The sequence below is a fragment of the Cellulophaga sp. BC115SP genome (assembly GCF_009905545.1).
GTDB classification, from domain to species: domain Bacteria; phylum Bacteroidota; class Bacteroidia; order Cytophagales; family Spirosomataceae; genus Flectobacillus; species Flectobacillus rivi.
On the sequence record NZ_JAAALB010000017.1, the window covers coordinates 1 to 16,594 of the forward strand.

The 16,594-nt window shown below is 37.8% G+C and carries 16 protein-coding genes; 4 read left to right on the forward strand and 12 right to left on the reverse strand.

Features of this window, described 5'->3' with window-relative positions:
* Positions 1 to 132: 132 nt before the first annotated feature.
* The 9 genes from GVN22_RS13950 to GVN22_RS13990 all read right to left on the reverse strand — a co-directional run bounded on the left by GVN22_RS13950 (position 133) and on the right by GVN22_RS13990 (position 8,877).
* Positions 133 to 780: a hypothetical protein gene (locus GVN22_RS13950; RefSeq protein WP_166551628.1), complete on the reverse strand. Its 648-nt coding sequence runs from the start codon at positions 778 to 780 to the stop codon at positions 133 to 135.
* Between the two features lie 255 nt (positions 781 to 1,035).
* Positions 1,036 to 1,458 (reverse strand): cytochrome c, encoded by a 423-nt coding sequence (locus GVN22_RS13955; protein WP_166551629.1) that lies wholly within the window; start codon positions 1,456 to 1,458, stop codon positions 1,036 to 1,038.
* A 260-nt stretch (positions 1,459 to 1,718) separates the two neighbouring features.
* A complete protein-coding gene (locus GVN22_RS13960; protein WP_166551630.1) occupies positions 1,719 to 3,017 on the reverse strand; it encodes a sorbosone dehydrogenase family protein in 1,299 nt (432 codons plus the stop codon).
* 121 nt (positions 3,018 to 3,138) lie between these two features.
* Positions 3,139 to 3,669, reverse strand: a complete 531-nt coding sequence (locus GVN22_RS13965; protein ID WP_166551631.1) for a PAS domain-containing protein — start codon at positions 3,667 to 3,669, stop codon at positions 3,139 to 3,141.
* A gap of 496 nt (positions 3,670 to 4,165) precedes the next feature.
* Positions 4,166 to 5,443, reverse strand: a complete 1,278-nt coding sequence (locus GVN22_RS13970; protein WP_205690899.1) for a 3-phosphoshikimate 1-carboxyvinyltransferase — start codon at positions 5,441 to 5,443, stop codon at positions 4,166 to 4,168.
* 109 nt (positions 5,444 to 5,552) lie between these two features.
* Positions 5,553 to 6,113 (reverse strand): hypothetical protein, encoded by a 561-nt coding sequence (locus GVN22_RS13975; RefSeq protein WP_166551632.1) that lies wholly within the window; start codon positions 6,111 to 6,113, stop codon positions 5,553 to 5,555.
* Between the two features lie 190 nt (positions 6,114 to 6,303).
* Entirely contained in the window at positions 6,304 to 7,431 is a 1,128-nt protein-coding gene (locus GVN22_RS13980) for an amidohydrolase family protein (protein ID WP_166551633.1), read from the reverse strand.
* Between the two features lie 57 nt (positions 7,432 to 7,488).
* On the reverse strand, positions 7,489 to 8,004 hold the full coding sequence (locus GVN22_RS13985) for a hypothetical protein (protein WP_166551634.1): 516 nt from the start codon (positions 8,002 to 8,004) through the stop codon (positions 7,489 to 7,491).
* Between the two features lie 312 nt (positions 8,005 to 8,316).
* Positions 8,317 to 8,877 carry a YqgE/AlgH family protein gene (locus GVN22_RS13990; protein ID WP_166551635.1) on the reverse strand — a complete coding sequence of 187 codons (561 nt, stop codon included), beginning with the start codon at positions 8,875 to 8,877 and terminating at the stop codon, positions 8,317 to 8,319.
* Positions 8,878 to 9,009: 132 nt separating this feature from the next.
* On the opposite strand from GVN22_RS13990, the gene folK reads away from it, so the two are divergent.
* Positions 9,010 to 9,516: a 2-amino-4-hydroxy-6-hydroxymethyldihydropteridine diphosphokinase gene (folK, locus tag GVN22_RS13995; RefSeq protein WP_166551636.1), complete on the forward strand. Its 507-nt coding sequence runs from the start codon at positions 9,010 to 9,012 to the stop codon at positions 9,514 to 9,516.
* A 324-nt stretch (positions 9,517 to 9,840) separates the two neighbouring features.
* Here folK and GVN22_RS14000 read toward each other — a convergent pair whose 3' ends face one another.
* The 3 genes from GVN22_RS14000 to bshA form a co-directional block, all read right to left on the reverse strand.
* Entirely contained in the window at positions 9,841 to 10,470 is a 630-nt protein-coding gene (locus tag GVN22_RS14000; protein WP_240915659.1) for a sterol desaturase family protein, read from the reverse strand.
* Positions 10,471 to 10,683: 213 nt separating this feature from the next.
* Positions 10,684 to 12,012, reverse strand: a complete 1,329-nt coding sequence (locus GVN22_RS14005; protein WP_370520417.1) for an NAD(P)/FAD-dependent oxidoreductase — start codon at positions 12,010 to 12,012, stop codon at positions 10,684 to 10,686.
* A gap of 212 nt (positions 12,013 to 12,224) precedes the next feature.
* A complete protein-coding gene (gene bshA / locus GVN22_RS14010; protein WP_166551638.1) occupies positions 12,225 to 13,382 on the reverse strand; it encodes an N-acetyl-alpha-D-glucosaminyl L-malate synthase BshA in 1,158 nt (385 codons plus the stop codon).
* 742 nt (positions 13,383 to 14,124) lie between these two features.
* Here bshA and GVN22_RS14015 point away from each other — a divergent pair.
* The 3 genes from GVN22_RS14015 (at position 14,125) to GVN22_RS14025 (ending at position 16,559) form a co-directional block, all read left to right on the forward strand.
* Positions 14,125 to 15,015, forward strand: a complete 891-nt coding sequence (locus GVN22_RS14015) for a geranylgeranylglycerol-phosphate geranylgeranyltransferase (protein WP_166551639.1) — start codon at positions 14,125 to 14,127, stop codon at positions 15,013 to 15,015.
* A 223-nt stretch (positions 15,016 to 15,238) separates the two neighbouring features.
* On the forward strand, positions 15,239 to 16,150 hold the full coding sequence (gene rsmH, locus GVN22_RS14020) for a 16S rRNA (cytosine(1402)-N(4))-methyltransferase RsmH (protein WP_166551640.1): 912 nt from the start codon (positions 15,239 to 15,241) through the stop codon (positions 16,148 to 16,150).
* Positions 16,151 to 16,172: 22 nt separating this feature from the next.
* Positions 16,173 to 16,559, forward strand: coding sequence for an FtsL-like putative cell division protein (locus GVN22_RS14025; RefSeq protein WP_166551641.1), 387 nt, complete (start codon positions 16,173 to 16,175; stop codon positions 16,557 to 16,559).
* Positions 16,560 to 16,594: the final 35 nt, after the last annotated feature.

Here is a 16,594-nt window from a genome sequence, read left to right on the forward strand (position 1 = left end):
GGTTAGGGGTTAGGGGTTAGGGGTTAGGGAAAAACGCTCCCACATCCTATCTACTCACATTTAACCTATTTTCTCCCACTTTTTTCGAAAAAAACTAAACCCTATATCCTCACCCCTATACCCTCCAAAAACCTAATCCGAAATCATACGTTCATCACTCTTCACGGTAAACTTAAACTGTCTTTCGCCTCCAGGAGAACGGAGTTTGACGATATAACTTCCAGAATTTAAAGGGTATAGCGACTTCAACACAACACTATTAGCATCAGAACTAGCTTCTTGTTCACAAGGAACGCCCAAACCAGACTCTGTACCTACTAATGCCGTAACGTTGGTATTACTTTCTACGGTAACTGTAATCACATTGCGATCATTTTGTCTAGCAACAATAACAGGCGATGTAATTTTGGCTGCAATCGAGGTATAAACATTAAACTGCCCGTCTTGTTCATATTCTACAATACGATAATATTCTGAATAACGAAGGATTTTGGAGTCAGTAAACGTAAACTGTAACCTTTCATCGGCCATGTTTTCTTTTACTGGAATTTCACGAATGTCAAAGAAAGTGTCGTTGTCTTTACTTCGTTGTACGATGAATCTTGCAGGACGATGCCCCTCTGTACTCACCCAGCTGAGTACGGCTCGACTATCATCATTTACTTTTACATCAAATAGAACATCGCGACTCGAACGAGCTTTGATTTGAGACTGTGCACAAAAGGAAAATCCCATGACAAGGAGACCCATCATAGCAAAAGCTAAGGAAAACTGTTTCATAGAGGTTGTTTAGGAAATAAAGTTTGGGTTCAATAAAGATAGGCATCTGCTACAAATGGCGGGATAGCAAATATTATTTCAAATTTAGCACTATTTTAATAATATTCTTACATAAAATTATAAAATTTCAATATTTAGTTGCAAAAAAAGGCTTTAATTCAAAAGTGTCTAAACTCCAAAAAAGTTTATAACTAAAGAATTAAAGCCTTAACAGAAAAGCTATTTTACTGAAAATCAAGTATTTTACTAAAAATATTATTTCTTAGCTCTTTGCATTTTTACCATAGCAGGAGTAATAGCGTTTGCTTTATTACCAAAACTTTTACGAATGTACGTAAGCACATTAGCAATGTCTTTATCACTTAAAAAATCATGAGAAGGCATTTCATTTGAATAACTTTCTCCTGCTACCTCTACGCCTTTCAAGCCATTTAAAACAACTTTAATCAGTCGTACTGAATCACCCAAAACCCATTCATTTTGAATCAGTGGAGGATTCAGATTAGGTACTCCACTCCCATCTTCTTGGTGACAAGCTAGACAATAGTTTTCATAAACTAGCTGACCTGAGTCTGCCTGTATGGCTTTATGTATTGTATTTTTTTGACCGTATCTTGCTGAAACTGCCGAACCTAACATTCCTACCAACAACAGACCAGTAACAATATATTTGAACATGAGATGATGTTTAGAATATGTTTAAAAATTTTATTTAGCACGTATCGGAAAAACAAAATTTCCCTTCGCTACACCTTACTTTTCTTCACTAGGCGTGCCCGTCTAACACAAGAAAAGTAACCGCGCGGCGGCCGCAAAAGAAAGTCAAGAAATCCTAATCGGAGTGGCGACCCACCTCGCCTGCGGCTCAAACAACAGGATTTCAGAAAAATAAATACAAATTTTTTATTTTTAATGACTTATAAAATTTAATCATACTCTTAGTTTTTGATAACTCTCCAAACTTTTCCTTTTACCGAATCACTGATATACAATGAACCATCAGGACCTTGTGCCAAGCCCATCGGGCGCGCCTTTGCTTCGTTAGGATTTTTGATTTCGCTACCACCAGCAAAACCTTCTGCAAATACTTCATATTCTCCTGATGGTTTTCCATTTTTGCCAAAAGGAACAAAAGCCACAAAATAGCCTCCTTGTTTTAATGGAGCGCGGTTCCACGAGCCATGAAAACAAATAAATGCGCCATTTTTATATTTAGCTGGCAATAGATTTCCTGTATAAAACAACAAGGCGTTTGGTGCCCAGTGAGCAGGAAAAGCCATAATAGGCTGGTCTTTGCCTTCACAACGTTCTTGAATTTTACCATCACCACCATATTCTGGCGCTAACATTTTTTTGTTTTGGAAACGATCATGGTAACAATATGGCCAACCGAAATCAGAGCCTTTTTTCACTAAACAAAACTCTTCAGAAGGTAATTCTGCATTTTGTTCGGCATTGTACAAAGTCGAGAACATGGTATTCAATTGGTCACGACCGTGTTGCATTGCATACAATTCACCTTGTTGTTTGTTCCAATCCAAGCCTACTACGTTACGTAAACCCGTTGCATAACGCACGCCATCAGCTTGTTTTTGGTTTTTCTTGTTGGCATCAAATTGCCAAATACCACCATGCCATTCCAAAATAGGACAAGGATCCATTCCTTTAGAACCTTTTTGGCGGTTTTTCTCCTGACAAGCGTTTGATGGTGCACCAAAAGTTACATACAAATGTCCTTTGTCATCCAACTCGATAGACTTCGAACCGTGTTCGCTGTAGTGTTCCAATCCAGTTACGATTGTTTCTCCAGCAGCCTCGTCGATCTTTCCGTCTTTCATTGGATAGCGCACTACCGATGTGTCAGACGAAGCATATAAATAGCCGTTACCAATGACGATACCTGTACCCAAAAAATTGCCAAAAGAAGTATTTTGGTCTGCCTTTCCGTCGCCATCAGTATCTTTCAACACAACAGTACCTTTGCCGTTTACCAATTTGTTCAAACGAACATATACATCGCCGTTAGGAGCTACAGCCAAGTGACGAGCTTTACCCAAACCATCGGCTACTACTAGGGCGCCAATACCTTTTGGGAGTGTCAAACCTCCGTTATCAACATCAGCTTTTAACTTAATGGATTTCTGTGCTTTAGAAGATTTCTTTGGAGCTGTGTTGGCCAACAAGGAAGTGTTTACTAATAGCCCAAACAAAGCGGAGAGAATAATGCTTTTTTTCATTGGAAAATGATTTTAATGCTGATTTTTAGTCTTTACTTATGGACATACGCCATAAGCTTGGTTAATGATGTTTTAACCAAAACTACAAAATTCGGTAAAATGTTCTATTGGGCTTTATTGGTTATGATTTAGTATTGGGAAATACCTCATTTTCCAAAGCAATAAAATTGACTAATTCATACGATTTATTGAACATTGGAATAATCTGCACTTTACACAAATAAGGCTCTCCATCAGGTCGATAATTCGTCAAAACACCTTCTACAGGAATTCGCTTTTGGATATGCTCACGTATCAAAGCTCGAACTTCAGCCTCGGTATCTTTGCCTTGTAAAAACTTGGGCTTTTTACCTCTGGCAAATTTAGGCGTATAACCTGTCATACGCTCAAATCCAGTACTGGCTAACAGAATAGTTTGTTGAGGGTCAGTAATCACAACGGCATGAGAAGGATTTTTAAGGTGTAAATGAAAATCTGCCCAGCGAATCCAACCTTGTTTGATGGCATAACGGCAAATTAGTTCATAATCATTTTGTGCCTCTTCGGACAAGGCAATAGGAGGTGTCATAAATTCATTGCCAATCAGTAGTGGATGAATTAATCGGATGTTCATAAAAGCATCCGAACTACTGTCTGAGGACAAATCAAACATACAAGTTTTGTTTAAGGTCTATCAATATTTTTAGTAAAGAATAAAGAATGAATGTCTAAAAAAGGTCGATTTTGTTTGAGCTTTTTGTAAAACAGTCAAACAAAATACAAAACTAATACATTGATTATCAATTACTTAATTTTAAATATACATGAAAACTTGCTATTTGATTCTCATTAGACCAAAGAAATTTTTTAGAGCAATACTCTAAACTTCTTTATATCTATTTGAAAGTCAGAGTGGTTATGGGAGGGGTTAGTATAAATTGTAGAGATATGAATCAGGACTATACAAAAGTTTTTATTTCGCTCATAAGAAGTCTGATTTATTGGTATTTTCTATCGTAGTGTCAACCTTTTAGATCAATTAAAACCTTTTTGTTACGGGCGAATAAATTCACCCACTAAGTGGAATCACATATTCACAATACAAAAAAAGAGTCCGTAAAACCTTAGTTCCACGGACTCTTTTTTATTGAAAAATCATTTATTCACCATTATTCAATCGTTACGATTTTAGATAAGTGATTCCAGAAACTTGGATATGATTTTACGACCACGTCTGGTTCTTCGATTACTACATCTTCTACCAATGCCAACGGAGCAAAAGCCATCGCCATACGGTGGTCGTCATAAGTGTGCACCGATACAGGCACCACTTGACGCTCAGCCGCAGCAGGAGTCAATTGGTATTTATGATTGGTTTCGACTTCTTTCAAGGCTGCGCCAAATTTGATTAACTCATTTTGAAGCGCCATAATACGGTCTGTTTCTTTCACTTTCAAAGACTCAATTCCTGTCAGGGTCAACGGAATATTTTTAGCAGCAGCCACCACACAAATCGTTTGCGCTAAATCTGGACAGTTCGTAAAATCCCATTCTAATGAAGTGGCAGGCTCGATTTTAGTCAATTTAAACCCACGACCCGTGTACTCTGATTTCACGCCCAAGTGACTCATAATGTCAGTAACTACTGAGTCGCCTTGTAAAGAGTTTTCTTTTAATCCTAACAATTCCAAAGATGCATCAGCCTTATCTGACAAAGCCACTACCGAGAACCAATAACTCGCCCCAGACCAGTCTGATTCTACGGCATACTGGATAGGATTATAGGCTTGTGGTGCTACAGTGATCGTTTTTGCGTCCCAATCTGCCTGAGCTTGTACGCCAAATGCTTCCATTTGTTTCAAGGTCATTTCGATATAGGGTTTTGAACCCAACTCTCCTGTAATTTCCAAAGTTAAGCCTTCTGGCAACAAAGGCGCTACCATCAACAATGCCGAAATATATTGTGAACTTACATCGCCACGAATCGCCAAACGATTGTTTCCTTTAAAATCAAAACCATTTAATTGTAATGGAGGATAGCCTTCAGTTTTTACATAGTCAATTTGAGCACCTAACTCGCGCAAGGCATCTACCAAAATACCAATAGGGCGCTCGCACATACGAGGTGTACCTGTCATGGTTTTGATTTGACCAGTTACCGCATAATAGGCTGTTAAAAAACGCATGGTTGTACCAGCATCAATAACGTCAGCAATAGGGTCATTGGACGCTAATAAACGCATCATGGTTTGCGTATCACGAGCCTCTGCCAAGTTTGACAAATTATCATGCCCTTTGGCAAGTGCGTTGATAATCAAAGCACGGTTAGATTCTGATTTTGAAGACGGTAAAGGAATTTCCGTTTGGAAAGACTGTTGTACTTTGTGTAATAATAACTTTTTCAAGGTCAATGTCGGATTGTGGATGTCAAAGTCGAACCTTGGCATCGTTTATTTGGTTAATTAGAATCTTCCAAAGCATTAGCAAACGCCAGCGTTTGGATTCTTTTCAGAAGAATAACAAAATTAATCCATGAACCTAATCTTTCCTAATTTGTTACATGAATCGCACGACCAAGCGTCGTTTCTGGCTGATTTTGTATTGAGGATAAGATAGAGGTTTGGCAATAAGACCGATTCCAATACATACCCCGCTAAACGCCAATAACCCAGGACTAAGTTTAATGGGTTGGTTGCGCTGTACTTGGTTAAGCACATCAATTAGTGAAAACATTATCCCTCCTGCTGCGATAGTCCCCGCTCCTTTGGATACAAAAGGAATATGACGATAGGGTGAAAATATCATTGCGATATTCTTCAAGGCTATTTCGGAAGTAACATGACTTTCTTCATCTGTAAAGAAAAAAGTACTATCAGCAATCTGTTCAATACGACCAGTATAGCGGGTTTTGTTTCCATTCAATTGGAACGATATATCGCTTTCCTCAAAGAATCTTAGCTTTCGAGCATAGCCTTTAGCATACTCTATTGCCAAATATTTGATCGGAGTGTATTTACCCGTACTATCCACTGCTTTCCGAATACGCCCCAGACGAGTATTTTGGCTCAAAACACTCCAACTTATTAAACTCAATAATAATACAAGCAAAAATCTCATGGTGTAATGTTAAAGATGTTATCAGTTAATGGTATATCTGTTACAAAATCAAAAAAGTATCTTGTCGCTTGCCTAAGGGATATTGCCATTGGAAGTTACGGCTTGGAAGCCTTAGCATTTGCTAGTACTGGTTTGGAAGCCAGCACTAGCATAGCAAGACAGATATACCAATAACAGATAACGATTCATCCTATTCAGGAAATTGACTTTTATCTAGTCCTGGAATAAGTTTTAAGGCATTTTTATAATAAACTTTTTTCAAAATTCCATCCGAAAGACCTAAGCCATACATTCTCCAGAATGCGTGATATTTTTTATGATAAGGAAAATACTCGTCGTTGGTTTCTAATACCCTAAAATAAGTAGCATACTCAGAAGGAACCCATGAGTCTTTTCCAAACAGGATTCGGTCTTGACGTTTTTCAAAAAATCTTTTAGCCGTATGTGGCTGACGACCCAACTCCGCTATCACTGCTCCAATTTCGACATACATATTGGGCATTTCGTCCATCAAGCTATCCAATTTGGGTAAGTTATTCGGATACCAACCCATGTGCGCTGCTATAAAATTAGTTTTAGGGTTTTTCTTGAAAACATTATGTTGTTGCTCAATAAGCTGCTCCCATGTAAAGTCATTAGACTTTTCGCCTGCATTTCGCTTTCTGTCTGGGTGCAATTTGAGTTCGAGCCAACGCTCATTAAAACGGTCGACAGGTTGCCAAAAACGCTCTGGGTCAGCCGTATGAATTAGTACAGGGATGCCTAATTCACCTGCTTTTTTCCAAATTGGATCTAGTCGTGGATCATCGACACGTACCAATTTATCTCCATCTTTTACCGAAAACCCAAGGTTTTTATAAATTTTCAACCCTTTAGCACCACGCAGCTTTACATCTTCTTCTAAAGTTTTAACCGCTTTTTCAGTCCAGCCTTTGGTATTGATATTGGCAAAATCAATATTCGTAAATACCGCAAAACGACTTGGATAATACTGTTTTATCTGCTCGATTTGCTTGGTTAGAGTTTGAGTACTTTTGGCTTCGTCGCTTGTCCAACCTCTACCGCTCAAATTGACCATCAACTTCATATTGAGAGCATTCATATCGGTAATTAACTTGTCCAAATTTTCTTTTTCTTCATGCAAATTCCATTGATGATTATGAACGTCGATAAAAGGAAATTTGGCTTTTGTGGTAATATGCTCGGGTACCACTAAGGTAGATTTGGGCTCGTACTCTTCAAAATTTACCGTGATTTGTTGGGCATAAGAGCTCATACTCAGTAGTAAAGCAGACAATAGTAAATAATTAGATTTCATACAATTGGAGGAATTAATTCAGGTAGTTATGAAGGGGAAATATGATACAGACTATAGTTATTCAAGGGATAATTGAGGTTTTTCTTCATCGTCGGGCAAAATCGTAACGGAGCCATAACGGAAACGACCTTGATATATTTCGAGCAAATGCTCTAATCGCCACGAAGAAATATCGAGTTGGCTGATGGGTATTTCTTGAATTCGTCCGTTATTGACAAAAATCAGGTTTTCGGTATATACATTTTTCTTTACCTCTGGCTTGATATGTAACCCGTGCACCAAAGCCCACGAAACAAAAGGTTGACCAAGCAATTGTATGCCTTCTTGCGAAAGAATAATCTTAGGTTGTGGTTTATTATGTTTCACATAAATCCAACCCAAATAAGAAGATAGTGTCAACATGCAAAGCCCTGACCATAGTTCTGCTTGATTCAAAAAATACACCATATATAGCAGCGCCCCCAAAGCTCCAACTAATAACATATAGCGGTCTTGTGCTTTGGTAAAAATTGTGGTAAGCTCTGGAATATCTGGGTCATCTTCAAATACAGATAGTTCGTTGGGGTCGGTCATACTTGATTAATTATGAATTTTTTAACCTAATTCGGATTTGGGATTTGGGATTTCGGAAATATTGCTAGTTCAAGACTTAGTCTTGGACTTACTTTTTTTAACAGTTTACAACTGAACTAATCTCTTCTTTTACTTATTCTGAATTAATGCTCTAAATAAAACATTTTCTTGCCAGAATCATTCCATTTTTAGATACTTTAACATTTGTCTATAAAAATAGGGCAGCCAACAAGCCTATTTGTCAGCTGCCCTATACTATGTCAAAAGTCTATTTCGAAAACACACAACTTAGGGTGTTACATTCCTTCAATATTAATTTAGTCGCGGATCTGTAGGATAATTGGCCATTACCTTAAAATCACCGCCCATTCCTTTAAGAACAGTTCGCCAAAAAGAATCTGAAGGTGTATCAAATACAATTTCGGAGGTAGCTGAAGCGACAATCCAAGAATCTTGTTCAAGTTCATTTTTGAGTTGCTCACCACTCCAACCCGAATAGCCCAAAAAGCAACGAATATCTTCGGGGTGAAGTACTCCATTGTTCAAAAGACGTTTGACTTGTTCGAAATTTCCACCCCAAACAACGCCTTTGAGTAACTCTTGCCCACCATCTATCAAATCAGGTCGACGATGCACAAAATGTAGGGTATTTTGTTGGACAGGTCCTCCGATAAACAAAGGAACGTCAGGATATACATTTTCTTCTAGGACATCGGCTAGTACTAGATTAGAAGTTTGATTGAGCACCAAACCAAAAGACCCGTAGGAATTATGATGCTCACAAATTAACACTACGCTTCGCTCAAAATTAGGGTCGCCCAAGAAAGGCTCTGAAATAAGCAAGTTGCCCCTATTTACATTCCTGTTCTTCATAATATTCCACGTTTGAGTGTTAAACTAGTACTACAAAAACTAACTTTGTACTGCTTTCTGGCAATAGAGTAAGCATCCAAAAATTAATTGCTGATAGGTTTATCAGCGTATATCGTTTATATTAAAAATACAATGCAAGCGCCAAAACTCCAAACGCTTTTTCTGTCTCTGGGCTCAAATTTGGGTAATCGTGAAGAGAATTTGAATCAAGCAATACAACTTATTAGACAAAACATAAGTACAAATCTTTCTATTTCAAATATTTATGAAACAGAGCCTTGGGGCAACTTAAATCAAGCAGGTTTTTTGAATTTGATATTAAAAATTGAAAATTCTTCTTTACTTCCGCATGAGGTTTTAGAAAAAATCCAAAAAATAGAAATTGAACTAGGGAGAGTGCGTGTAGAAAAATGGGGCGAACGCTGTATTGATATTGATATTATTTATTTCAACGACTTAGTTCTTGACGATACTCAACTGGTAATTCCTCATCCATTTGTACAAGAACGCAAATTTGTGTTAGTGCCTCTTGCCGATGTTGCCCCTGATTGGGTTCATCCTGTTTTGCAAAAAACAACCTTACAAATGCTACAAGATTGCCCTGATAGCGGTTGGATTAAAGTATATGAAGGATTCTAAAACCGTCTATTTCGGATATCGGATGTTGGATTTCGGAAGTGTAATCTTGTATGTTTTGTAAAAAATAGAGGTATTTTACTTTATTTCCGAAGTGACCTCACTTCATTAGGTAGATGGTTAAAACTAATCTATTATACCATAAAGAAAAGTTTGTTTGCAAGGAAAAATATCAAGAACGAATCATAAAAAAAGGCGGTCGAAATGAGTTTTTCGACCGCCTTTTTTTATGCTAAAACTTATGATGACAAACCTTTAAACGCAAATATTGCATCTCTACGGATGAAGTACATATTAAAAAATAATCACTCAGTTCATCTATATTTCTTACAAGTTTTCTGAAACTTTTGATTTGTCCATAGTATCCATTGTACCAAAAACATAATCCCAAAGTGGAGAAGAAACCCCAAATACAGCATTACCATCTTTGTAATGGTGTACTGCGTGGTTAATCCACAATTGCTTCAAGAAATTTTTTGGTGGTGCATACGCATGAACAGCATAATGAACCAACAAATAACTAGCATATCCCCAAATAAAGCCAGGAAAAAATGCATAAGCAGCCTCGCCCATCAATACAAAAAATAATGAAAACAAGGTTACAGCCACTACTATAGCTAATACAGGAGGCATAGCCAAACGAGTTTTATCTTTTGGATATTCGTGGTGTACGCCATGTGCTACATATTGGAATTTGGCACGAGCCTCAGTAGTTGGGTCAATATGATAAACACTTCTATGAACCCAGTATTCGATAAAAGTAAATGTGATAGCACCAACACCAAACAGCGTACCTATCAAAGCGTTTGAAAGGTCTGTATAAGTAAAGGCATACCATCCTAAAACCGCTCCAGATACAAAGAACATCGTTACAGGAACAGCAATGTGAGTTCTAGACAGTTTCTCTAAAATTGGGTTTTCAAACAATTGTTTGGTTCCACTGTTTTTGGGTCTCATTTTTTTCTGATTCGCTTCCATATCGTGATATACGTGATGAGTAGTCCTTCTATTAAAATTGCACTAAAACAATAATTTTAATAGGAATGAGGTCTTATTATTGAATTATAACAACAAAGATACAAACTTTTAAAGTTCCTATTTCCTAATTTTTATTGATTTTTGTCACAATTCACTTTTTTTTCCTACTGTTCTAATCTGTTTTATTCTTCATCAATCATCTACTTTGGGCGATTTTTGTTTGATGATTAGTCGCAAAGACTGATCATAGGTAACATAATTCCAAAGCCAGTTGATGAAGATTAAAAGACGATTTTTGACACCTACAATCGACATAAGGTGTACAAACATCCATGTCAACCATGCAAAGAACCCCTGAAATCTCCAGAAGGGTAAATCCACTACAGCCAAGTTACGCCCAACTGTAGCCATCGAACCCAAATCTTTGTAGGTAAATTCTTCCAATGGATTGCCTCTTAAAAGTCTTGGAAGGTTTTTAGACAATAACTTTCCTTGTTGAATGGCTGGCTGTGCCACTTGCGGGTGACCGTTTGGATAGGCATCCTCGGTCATAAAGGCAACATCGCCAATGGCAAAAATGTTTTGATAACCTTCTATTTGGTTGTATCTATTGACCTTAATTCGTCCTCCGCGAGCTAGTATTTCTGGGTTTAGTCCTTCGATAAAATTAGCTTTAATTCCTGCCGCCCAAACCAAATTATTGGTACGGATTTTTTCACCATTATTCAAATACGCATACTTGCCATCAAAATCGGTTACACGGGTATTTAGGTAAACGTTAACACCCAACTGCTCCAAATATTCCTTCGATTTGATTTGTGCATTTTTTGACATCGGTCCCAACAATTCCCCTCCTGACTCAACGATATATACTTTCATTAAATCAAAATCTAATTCAGGGTAGTCCTTCGGCAATACATGGCGTTTCATTTCAGCCAAAGTACCTGACACTTCCACACCCGTAGGTCCTCCTCCCACAACTACCACTGTCATCAATCCTTGACGGACATCGTCACTATCGGAAACCAATGCATTCTCAAAGTTTTCTAACAACCTGTTTCTCAAACCTAAAGCCTCTCCCACTGATTTCATCGGTAGCGCCTTTTCCTGGATATTTTTTTGTCCAAAAAAATTGGTATCTGCCCCTATCGCCAAAATTAGATAGTCATAGCGAATAGCACCCAATTGCGTGATAATCTCCTGCGAGTCGGTACGCAATTCGGTTACTTCGGTAATACGGACATGAACGTCTTTGTAATGATGAAAGGCCAAGCGAAGCGGAAATGAAATGGCCGATGGTTCTAAGCCTGCGGTAGCTACTTGGTAAAAAAGAGGTTGGAACTGATGATAGTTGTTTTTATCGATCAACACTATCTGAAAGTCTTCGCTATCGGCTAGGTCTCTGGCAATTTTTAAACCACCAAAACCTGCGCCAATGATTACCACACGCTTTTTGGTAGTTTCAGGAATATTGGGTGTCATAGGCATCAATGGAAGTGCTGAAAGTTTTCTATACAACACTCACGGTCTAGTTGTTAATGGATAACGAATCTTGTTAATATTAAATCGGATTTTTGACATCAAACTACAAGCCTAAATCTGATTTTTTTAGCATCCTTTTACTTTAAAATAGAATGTAGAGTGACCCAGTAGTCCCTCTACACTCATCTATACACTTTGTGCCTATTGTACATTTAAGTTTTTGCTATTTTAGTTGCTAGCATAAACAGATTTTAGTCTACAAACATTTTTTCGGGAAATTTCCAGCTCTTTGCTGTAATCTGTTCGTAATACTGTTCGTACAAAGGTAAAATATTAGCAATGTCAAATTCTTTAGCTCGGTCGAGGGCATTTCTCTTGAAGGTTTGCAAACGTTCTTCATCTTCAAGAATGTAAATAGTGTTTTTGGCCATATCTTCTACATCGCCAATTTCACTGATAAACCCAGTTACACCATGAACATTTACTTCAGGAATACCACCAGCATTTGACGAAATCACAGGCACTTCGCAGGCCATGGCTTCGAGCGCAGCCAAACCAAAACTTTCTTTTTCTGACAATAGTAAAAAAATATCTGCTAGTGACAAAACTTCCTCAATAACATCGAGTTTACCCAAAAAGCGTACATCGTTTTGCACCCCTAACTCACGACAAAGCATTTCGATAGAAGTACGCTCTGGACCATCACCAACTAATAGCAATTTGCTTGGTATTTTCTGATTTACCAAATGAAAAACTCTCACGACGTCTTCAATACGTTTTACTTTTCTAAAGTTGGACGTGTGCATGAGCAGTTTTTCGCCATGTGGACATATCGCAATTTTGAAATGGTCTTTTCTGAGTTTTTTAAAGCGCTCTAAATCGATAAAATTGGGAATCACTTGAATATTACTGATAATTTCAAACTCCTCATAAGTATCATTTTTGAGACTTTCAGACACGGCAGTCACTCCATCAGACTCATTAATTGAAAAAGTTACCACAGGCTCGAAAGAAGGGTCTTTTCCCACCAAGGTAATATCAGTACCATGAAGCGTAGTAATAAAAGGAATATGTACCCCTTTGGATTTCAGAATTTGCTTTGCCAAATACGTTGCCGAAGCATGTGGAATCGCATAGTGTACGTGCAACAAATCAAGCTTTTCGGTCAGTACCACATGGACAATTTTACTCGCCAAAGCCGACTCATACGGCAAGTATTGAAACAAAGGGTAGCTTGATACACTTACTTCGTGGTAATAAATATTTTCATTAAAAAAATCTAAACGCGACGGTTGACTGTAGGTAATAAAATGTACTTCATGCCCTGCTTTGGCAAGTGCTTTTCCAAGCTCTGTGGCTACAACACCACTACCGCCATAAGTGGGATAACATACTATTCCGATTTTCATTGAATTACTTGAGATTGAGTGTTTGATGGTAGTCTGATGTACTTCACATTAGATAGTCGAGATAACGAACAAGCTAATGGGGATCGATTTTTATTACTCGTTACTGTTTAAAACTACAAAATAGAATAATATTTATGGAACAGTTACCATTTGGTATCATCATTTAGCCAAGAGTCTTAATCTCTGGGCTGTAATCATTTGGGAATAAGCCAAAAGGATAACGGATATATCATGAATCCTGAAAATCTTTTTGCTTAACAAACGTAATTTATAATTTTCCTCCTTCTTTATTAAAACATGATTTGAGAATACAACACCGAAAAATCAAAATTTTCTCCCGAATCAATAGAATTTCTTCAAGGGTATTCATGTTAGGTAGATAAGAGCATATTAAAAACTTTATTTGGTATTTGTCAAAAAAACGACATTTCCCTTCGCAACTCCTTACTTTTCTTGTCTTGACACAAGAAAAGTAACCGCAGCGGCGGCCGCAAAAGAAAGTCAAGAAATCCTAAACTCGCCTGCGGCTCAAACAACAGGATTTCAGAAAATAAAACACTTAACATCATAAAGTTTTCATTTGGGAGACTTTATGAAATTAAAGAATACTATAATTGACCATATTGCTGATAGCTAATAAATCTATTTTGTAAAAAACATTAGATTTATTCTAGATTAGCTTTTAACAGATACCTCGTTAACTCATAACAACAAATAGAACAAAGCGTGTAATTTTGTTTTCATGGAAAATACTTCTCATAAAGTCACTTTGGGTCAATCTATCTTGGCATTTGTTCGGCTTATTCGATGGCCTAATTTGCTGATTATTGCTTTCACCCAATACTTCACTCGAATCTTCTTGATCCTAGAAGCCGATTTGACGTGGAGCAATGTAATCGAGGTATTGTTAGACTACAAGCTTGCTCTGATTGTGTTATCAACGCTTTTTATTGCGGCATCTGGCTATATCATCAACGACTATTATGATATAAAAATAGACTTGGTTAACAAACCTCATCGGGTTGTTATTGGACGATATATCAAACGCCGTTGGGCTATGGTTATCAACCAAATCTTTAATGTAGCAGGACTTCTTTTAGGTTTATTAGTGGGCAAAAAAGTCTTCTTAGTCAATCTCTTAGCCGTATTTTGCTTGTGGTTATATTCCAATCAATTGAAACGTTTGCCGTTTTGGGGTAACTTAATGATTGCAATTCTCACAGGATTTTCGTTGTTGGTATTGGCAGTACACTATCCTGGGCATCAGCGCGAGGTGTGGATTTATGCAATATTCTCTTTTGAAATTACTCTAATTAGAGAGATTATCAAAGACATGGAAGACCTCAAAGGTGACGAAAAACACGGTTGTAAAACTCTGCCTATCATCTGGGGAATCGCCCGCACCAAATTACTCCTTTATGGCCTTATCGCCATCTTCACTGCTTTACTTTTCATTTTGGCAACCCAGCTCCCACATAGCCGTATTGGATATGTTTTTATGGCATTGATGCTTCCTTTAGGCTTTTTGACCTACCGCTTGGTATATGCAGACAAATCAAAAGATTTTGCTTTTTTGAGTGATGCCTGCAAAATTCTTATGATACTTGGCGTGCTAAGTATGATGCTGGCTTAGGAAAGAAAAAAGGTTTCTCAAATTGCACTAGAATGCTGATAAGTTTTTCTGTATTTTTGTGGGAATTGAGCTTGTGCATGATAAGGCACTAGGCAAAAAGGCACTAGGCACTAGAAATTTTTACTCGTTACTATTCCTTAGTAATACTCTCTTTTAATGGATACTAATGCCTTTTTGCCTATCCCCTCAAAACTCGCTTTAATCACTTCATACCCTAAAAATCATGTATCACGAATCTGTAATGCTTCATGAGTGCGTAGAAGGACTCAATATACGCCCCGATGGCGTGTATGTTGACGTCACTTTTGGTGGAGGCGGGCACTCTAAAGCAATTTTGGAAAAACTTGGCGAAAAAGGCAAACTTTATGCTTTTGATCAAGACCCAGATGCTAAAAAGAATGCCAATCTTATTGAGGATAAACGCTTAGTTTTTATTGAAGCCAACTTTAGATATATCAAAAAATATCTTCGCCTACACGGTGTCAAACAGGTAGATGGGATATTGGCTGACTTTGGTATTTCATCGCACCAAATCGACGAGCCAACTCGTGGATTTTCAACTCGTTTTGACGGCGAGCTAGATATGCGTATGAATCAAAAAGCAGAAGTATCGGCCTATACTGTTATTAATAAGTATCCTGAAGAGCAATTGCATAAAATTTTTGGTATGTACGGCGAAATCAAAAACGCTCGTACACTTGCTGGTGCTATCTGCTCTGAACGAATGAATCAGCCTATCAATACTACTGGTGAGCTCAAAGCAATTTTGGAAAAATATGCCCCAAAATTTAAGGAGTTCCGCTATTTTGCACAGGTATTCCAAGCTATTCGTATTGAAGTAAATCAGGAATTGGATGTCATTCAGGAGTTCCTCGAACAAACACCAGAATTATTGCGCGATACCGACAGCCGTTTGTGTATTATGACTTTCCACTCGTTAGAAGACCGTCTTGTGAAAAACTATATCAAATCAGGCAACTTCTATGGCGAACTTCAAAAAGACATCGTTTACGGAACTGTTGACAAACCGCTCGAAGCTGTGTCTCGCAAACCTATTGAGGCCTCTGCTGATGAATTAGCTCGCAACAACCGCTCTCGTAGTGCCAAACTTCGTATTGCAACATTGTCTAAGTAACGACTCTCAACCTTCTCCTACAATGGCAAGAAACGTTTCGAAGAATGTAACACCCAAATCTAGCTCAACTCGCAAGAGTAATGGCAAGGGACTATTTTCGATTATTGATGCAATTTTCAATATGGATCGCCTCCTTGGGGGGGAGTTCCCTGCTTATCAATTGCGCTATTTGCTTTGGCTATCTTTTTTGATTGTACTCTACATTGCGTCGTCGCTACACTCTGAGAGTTTGATTCACCAAATAGACAAAACCAAAGCTGAAGTAGAAGAGCTACGTGCTGACTATACCACTCAACAAGCTGATTTTATGAAAGCAGGAAAACAGTCTGAAATCATCAAAAGAGTGGAGTCTATGGGCATTGAGGAAAACAAAACCCCTCCTACCAAAATCATTGTTAAAGATTGGTAAGCTTTAAGCCTAATTCCTATGGCTTAAAGTCCAAA

Excerpts from the sequence above, each read along its gene's own strand:
- GVN22_RS13950 (WP_166551628.1), bottom strand. The coding sequence starts at position 780 with ATGAAACAGTTTTCCTTAGCTTTTGCTATGATGGGTCTCCTTGTCATG.
- GVN22_RS13955 (WP_166551629.1), bottom strand. The coding sequence starts at position 1,458 with ATGTTCAAATATATTGTTACTGGTCTGTTGTTGGTAGGAATGTTAGGT.
- GVN22_RS13960 (WP_166551630.1), bottom strand. The coding sequence starts at position 3,017 with ATGAAAAAAAGCATTATTCTCTCCGCTTTGTTTGGGCTATTAGTAAAC.
- GVN22_RS13965 (WP_166551631.1), bottom strand. The coding sequence starts at position 3,669 with ATGTTTGATTTGTCCTCAGACAGTAGTTCGGATGCTTTTATGAACATC.
- GVN22_RS13970 (WP_205690899.1), bottom strand. The coding sequence starts at position 5,443 with ATGCCAAGGTTCGACTTTGACATCCACAATCCGACATTGACCTTGAAA.
- GVN22_RS13975 (WP_166551632.1), bottom strand. The coding sequence starts at position 6,113 with ATGAGATTTTTGCTTGTATTATTATTGAGTTTAATAAGTTGGAGTGTT.
- GVN22_RS13980 (WP_166551633.1), bottom strand. The coding sequence starts at position 7,431 with ATGAAATCTAATTATTTACTATTGTCTGCTTTACTACTGAGTATGAGC.
- GVN22_RS13985 (WP_166551634.1), bottom strand. The coding sequence starts at position 8,004 with ATGACCGACCCCAACGAACTATCTGTATTTGAAGATGACCCAGATATT.
- GVN22_RS13990 (WP_166551635.1), bottom strand. The coding sequence starts at position 8,877 with ATGAAGAACAGGAATGTAAATAGGGGCAACTTGCTTATTTCAGAGCCT.
- folK (WP_166551636.1), top strand. The coding sequence starts at position 9,010 with ATGCAAGCGCCAAAACTCCAAACGCTTTTTCTGTCTCTGGGCTCAAAT.
- GVN22_RS14000 (WP_240915659.1), bottom strand. The coding sequence starts at position 10,470 with ATGAGACCCAAAAACAGTGGAACCAAACAATTGTTTGAAAACCCAATT.
- bshA (WP_166551638.1), bottom strand. The coding sequence starts at position 13,382 with ATGAAAATCGGAATAGTATGTTATCCCACTTATGGCGGTAGTGGTGTT.
- GVN22_RS14015 (WP_166551639.1), top strand. The coding sequence starts at position 14,125 with ATGGAAAATACTTCTCATAAAGTCACTTTGGGTCAATCTATCTTGGCA.
- rsmH (WP_166551640.1), top strand. The coding sequence starts at position 15,239 with ATGTATCACGAATCTGTAATGCTTCATGAGTGCGTAGAAGGACTCAAT.
- GVN22_RS14025 (WP_166551641.1), top strand. The coding sequence starts at position 16,173 with ATGGCAAGAAACGTTTCGAAGAATGTAACACCCAAATCTAGCTCAACT.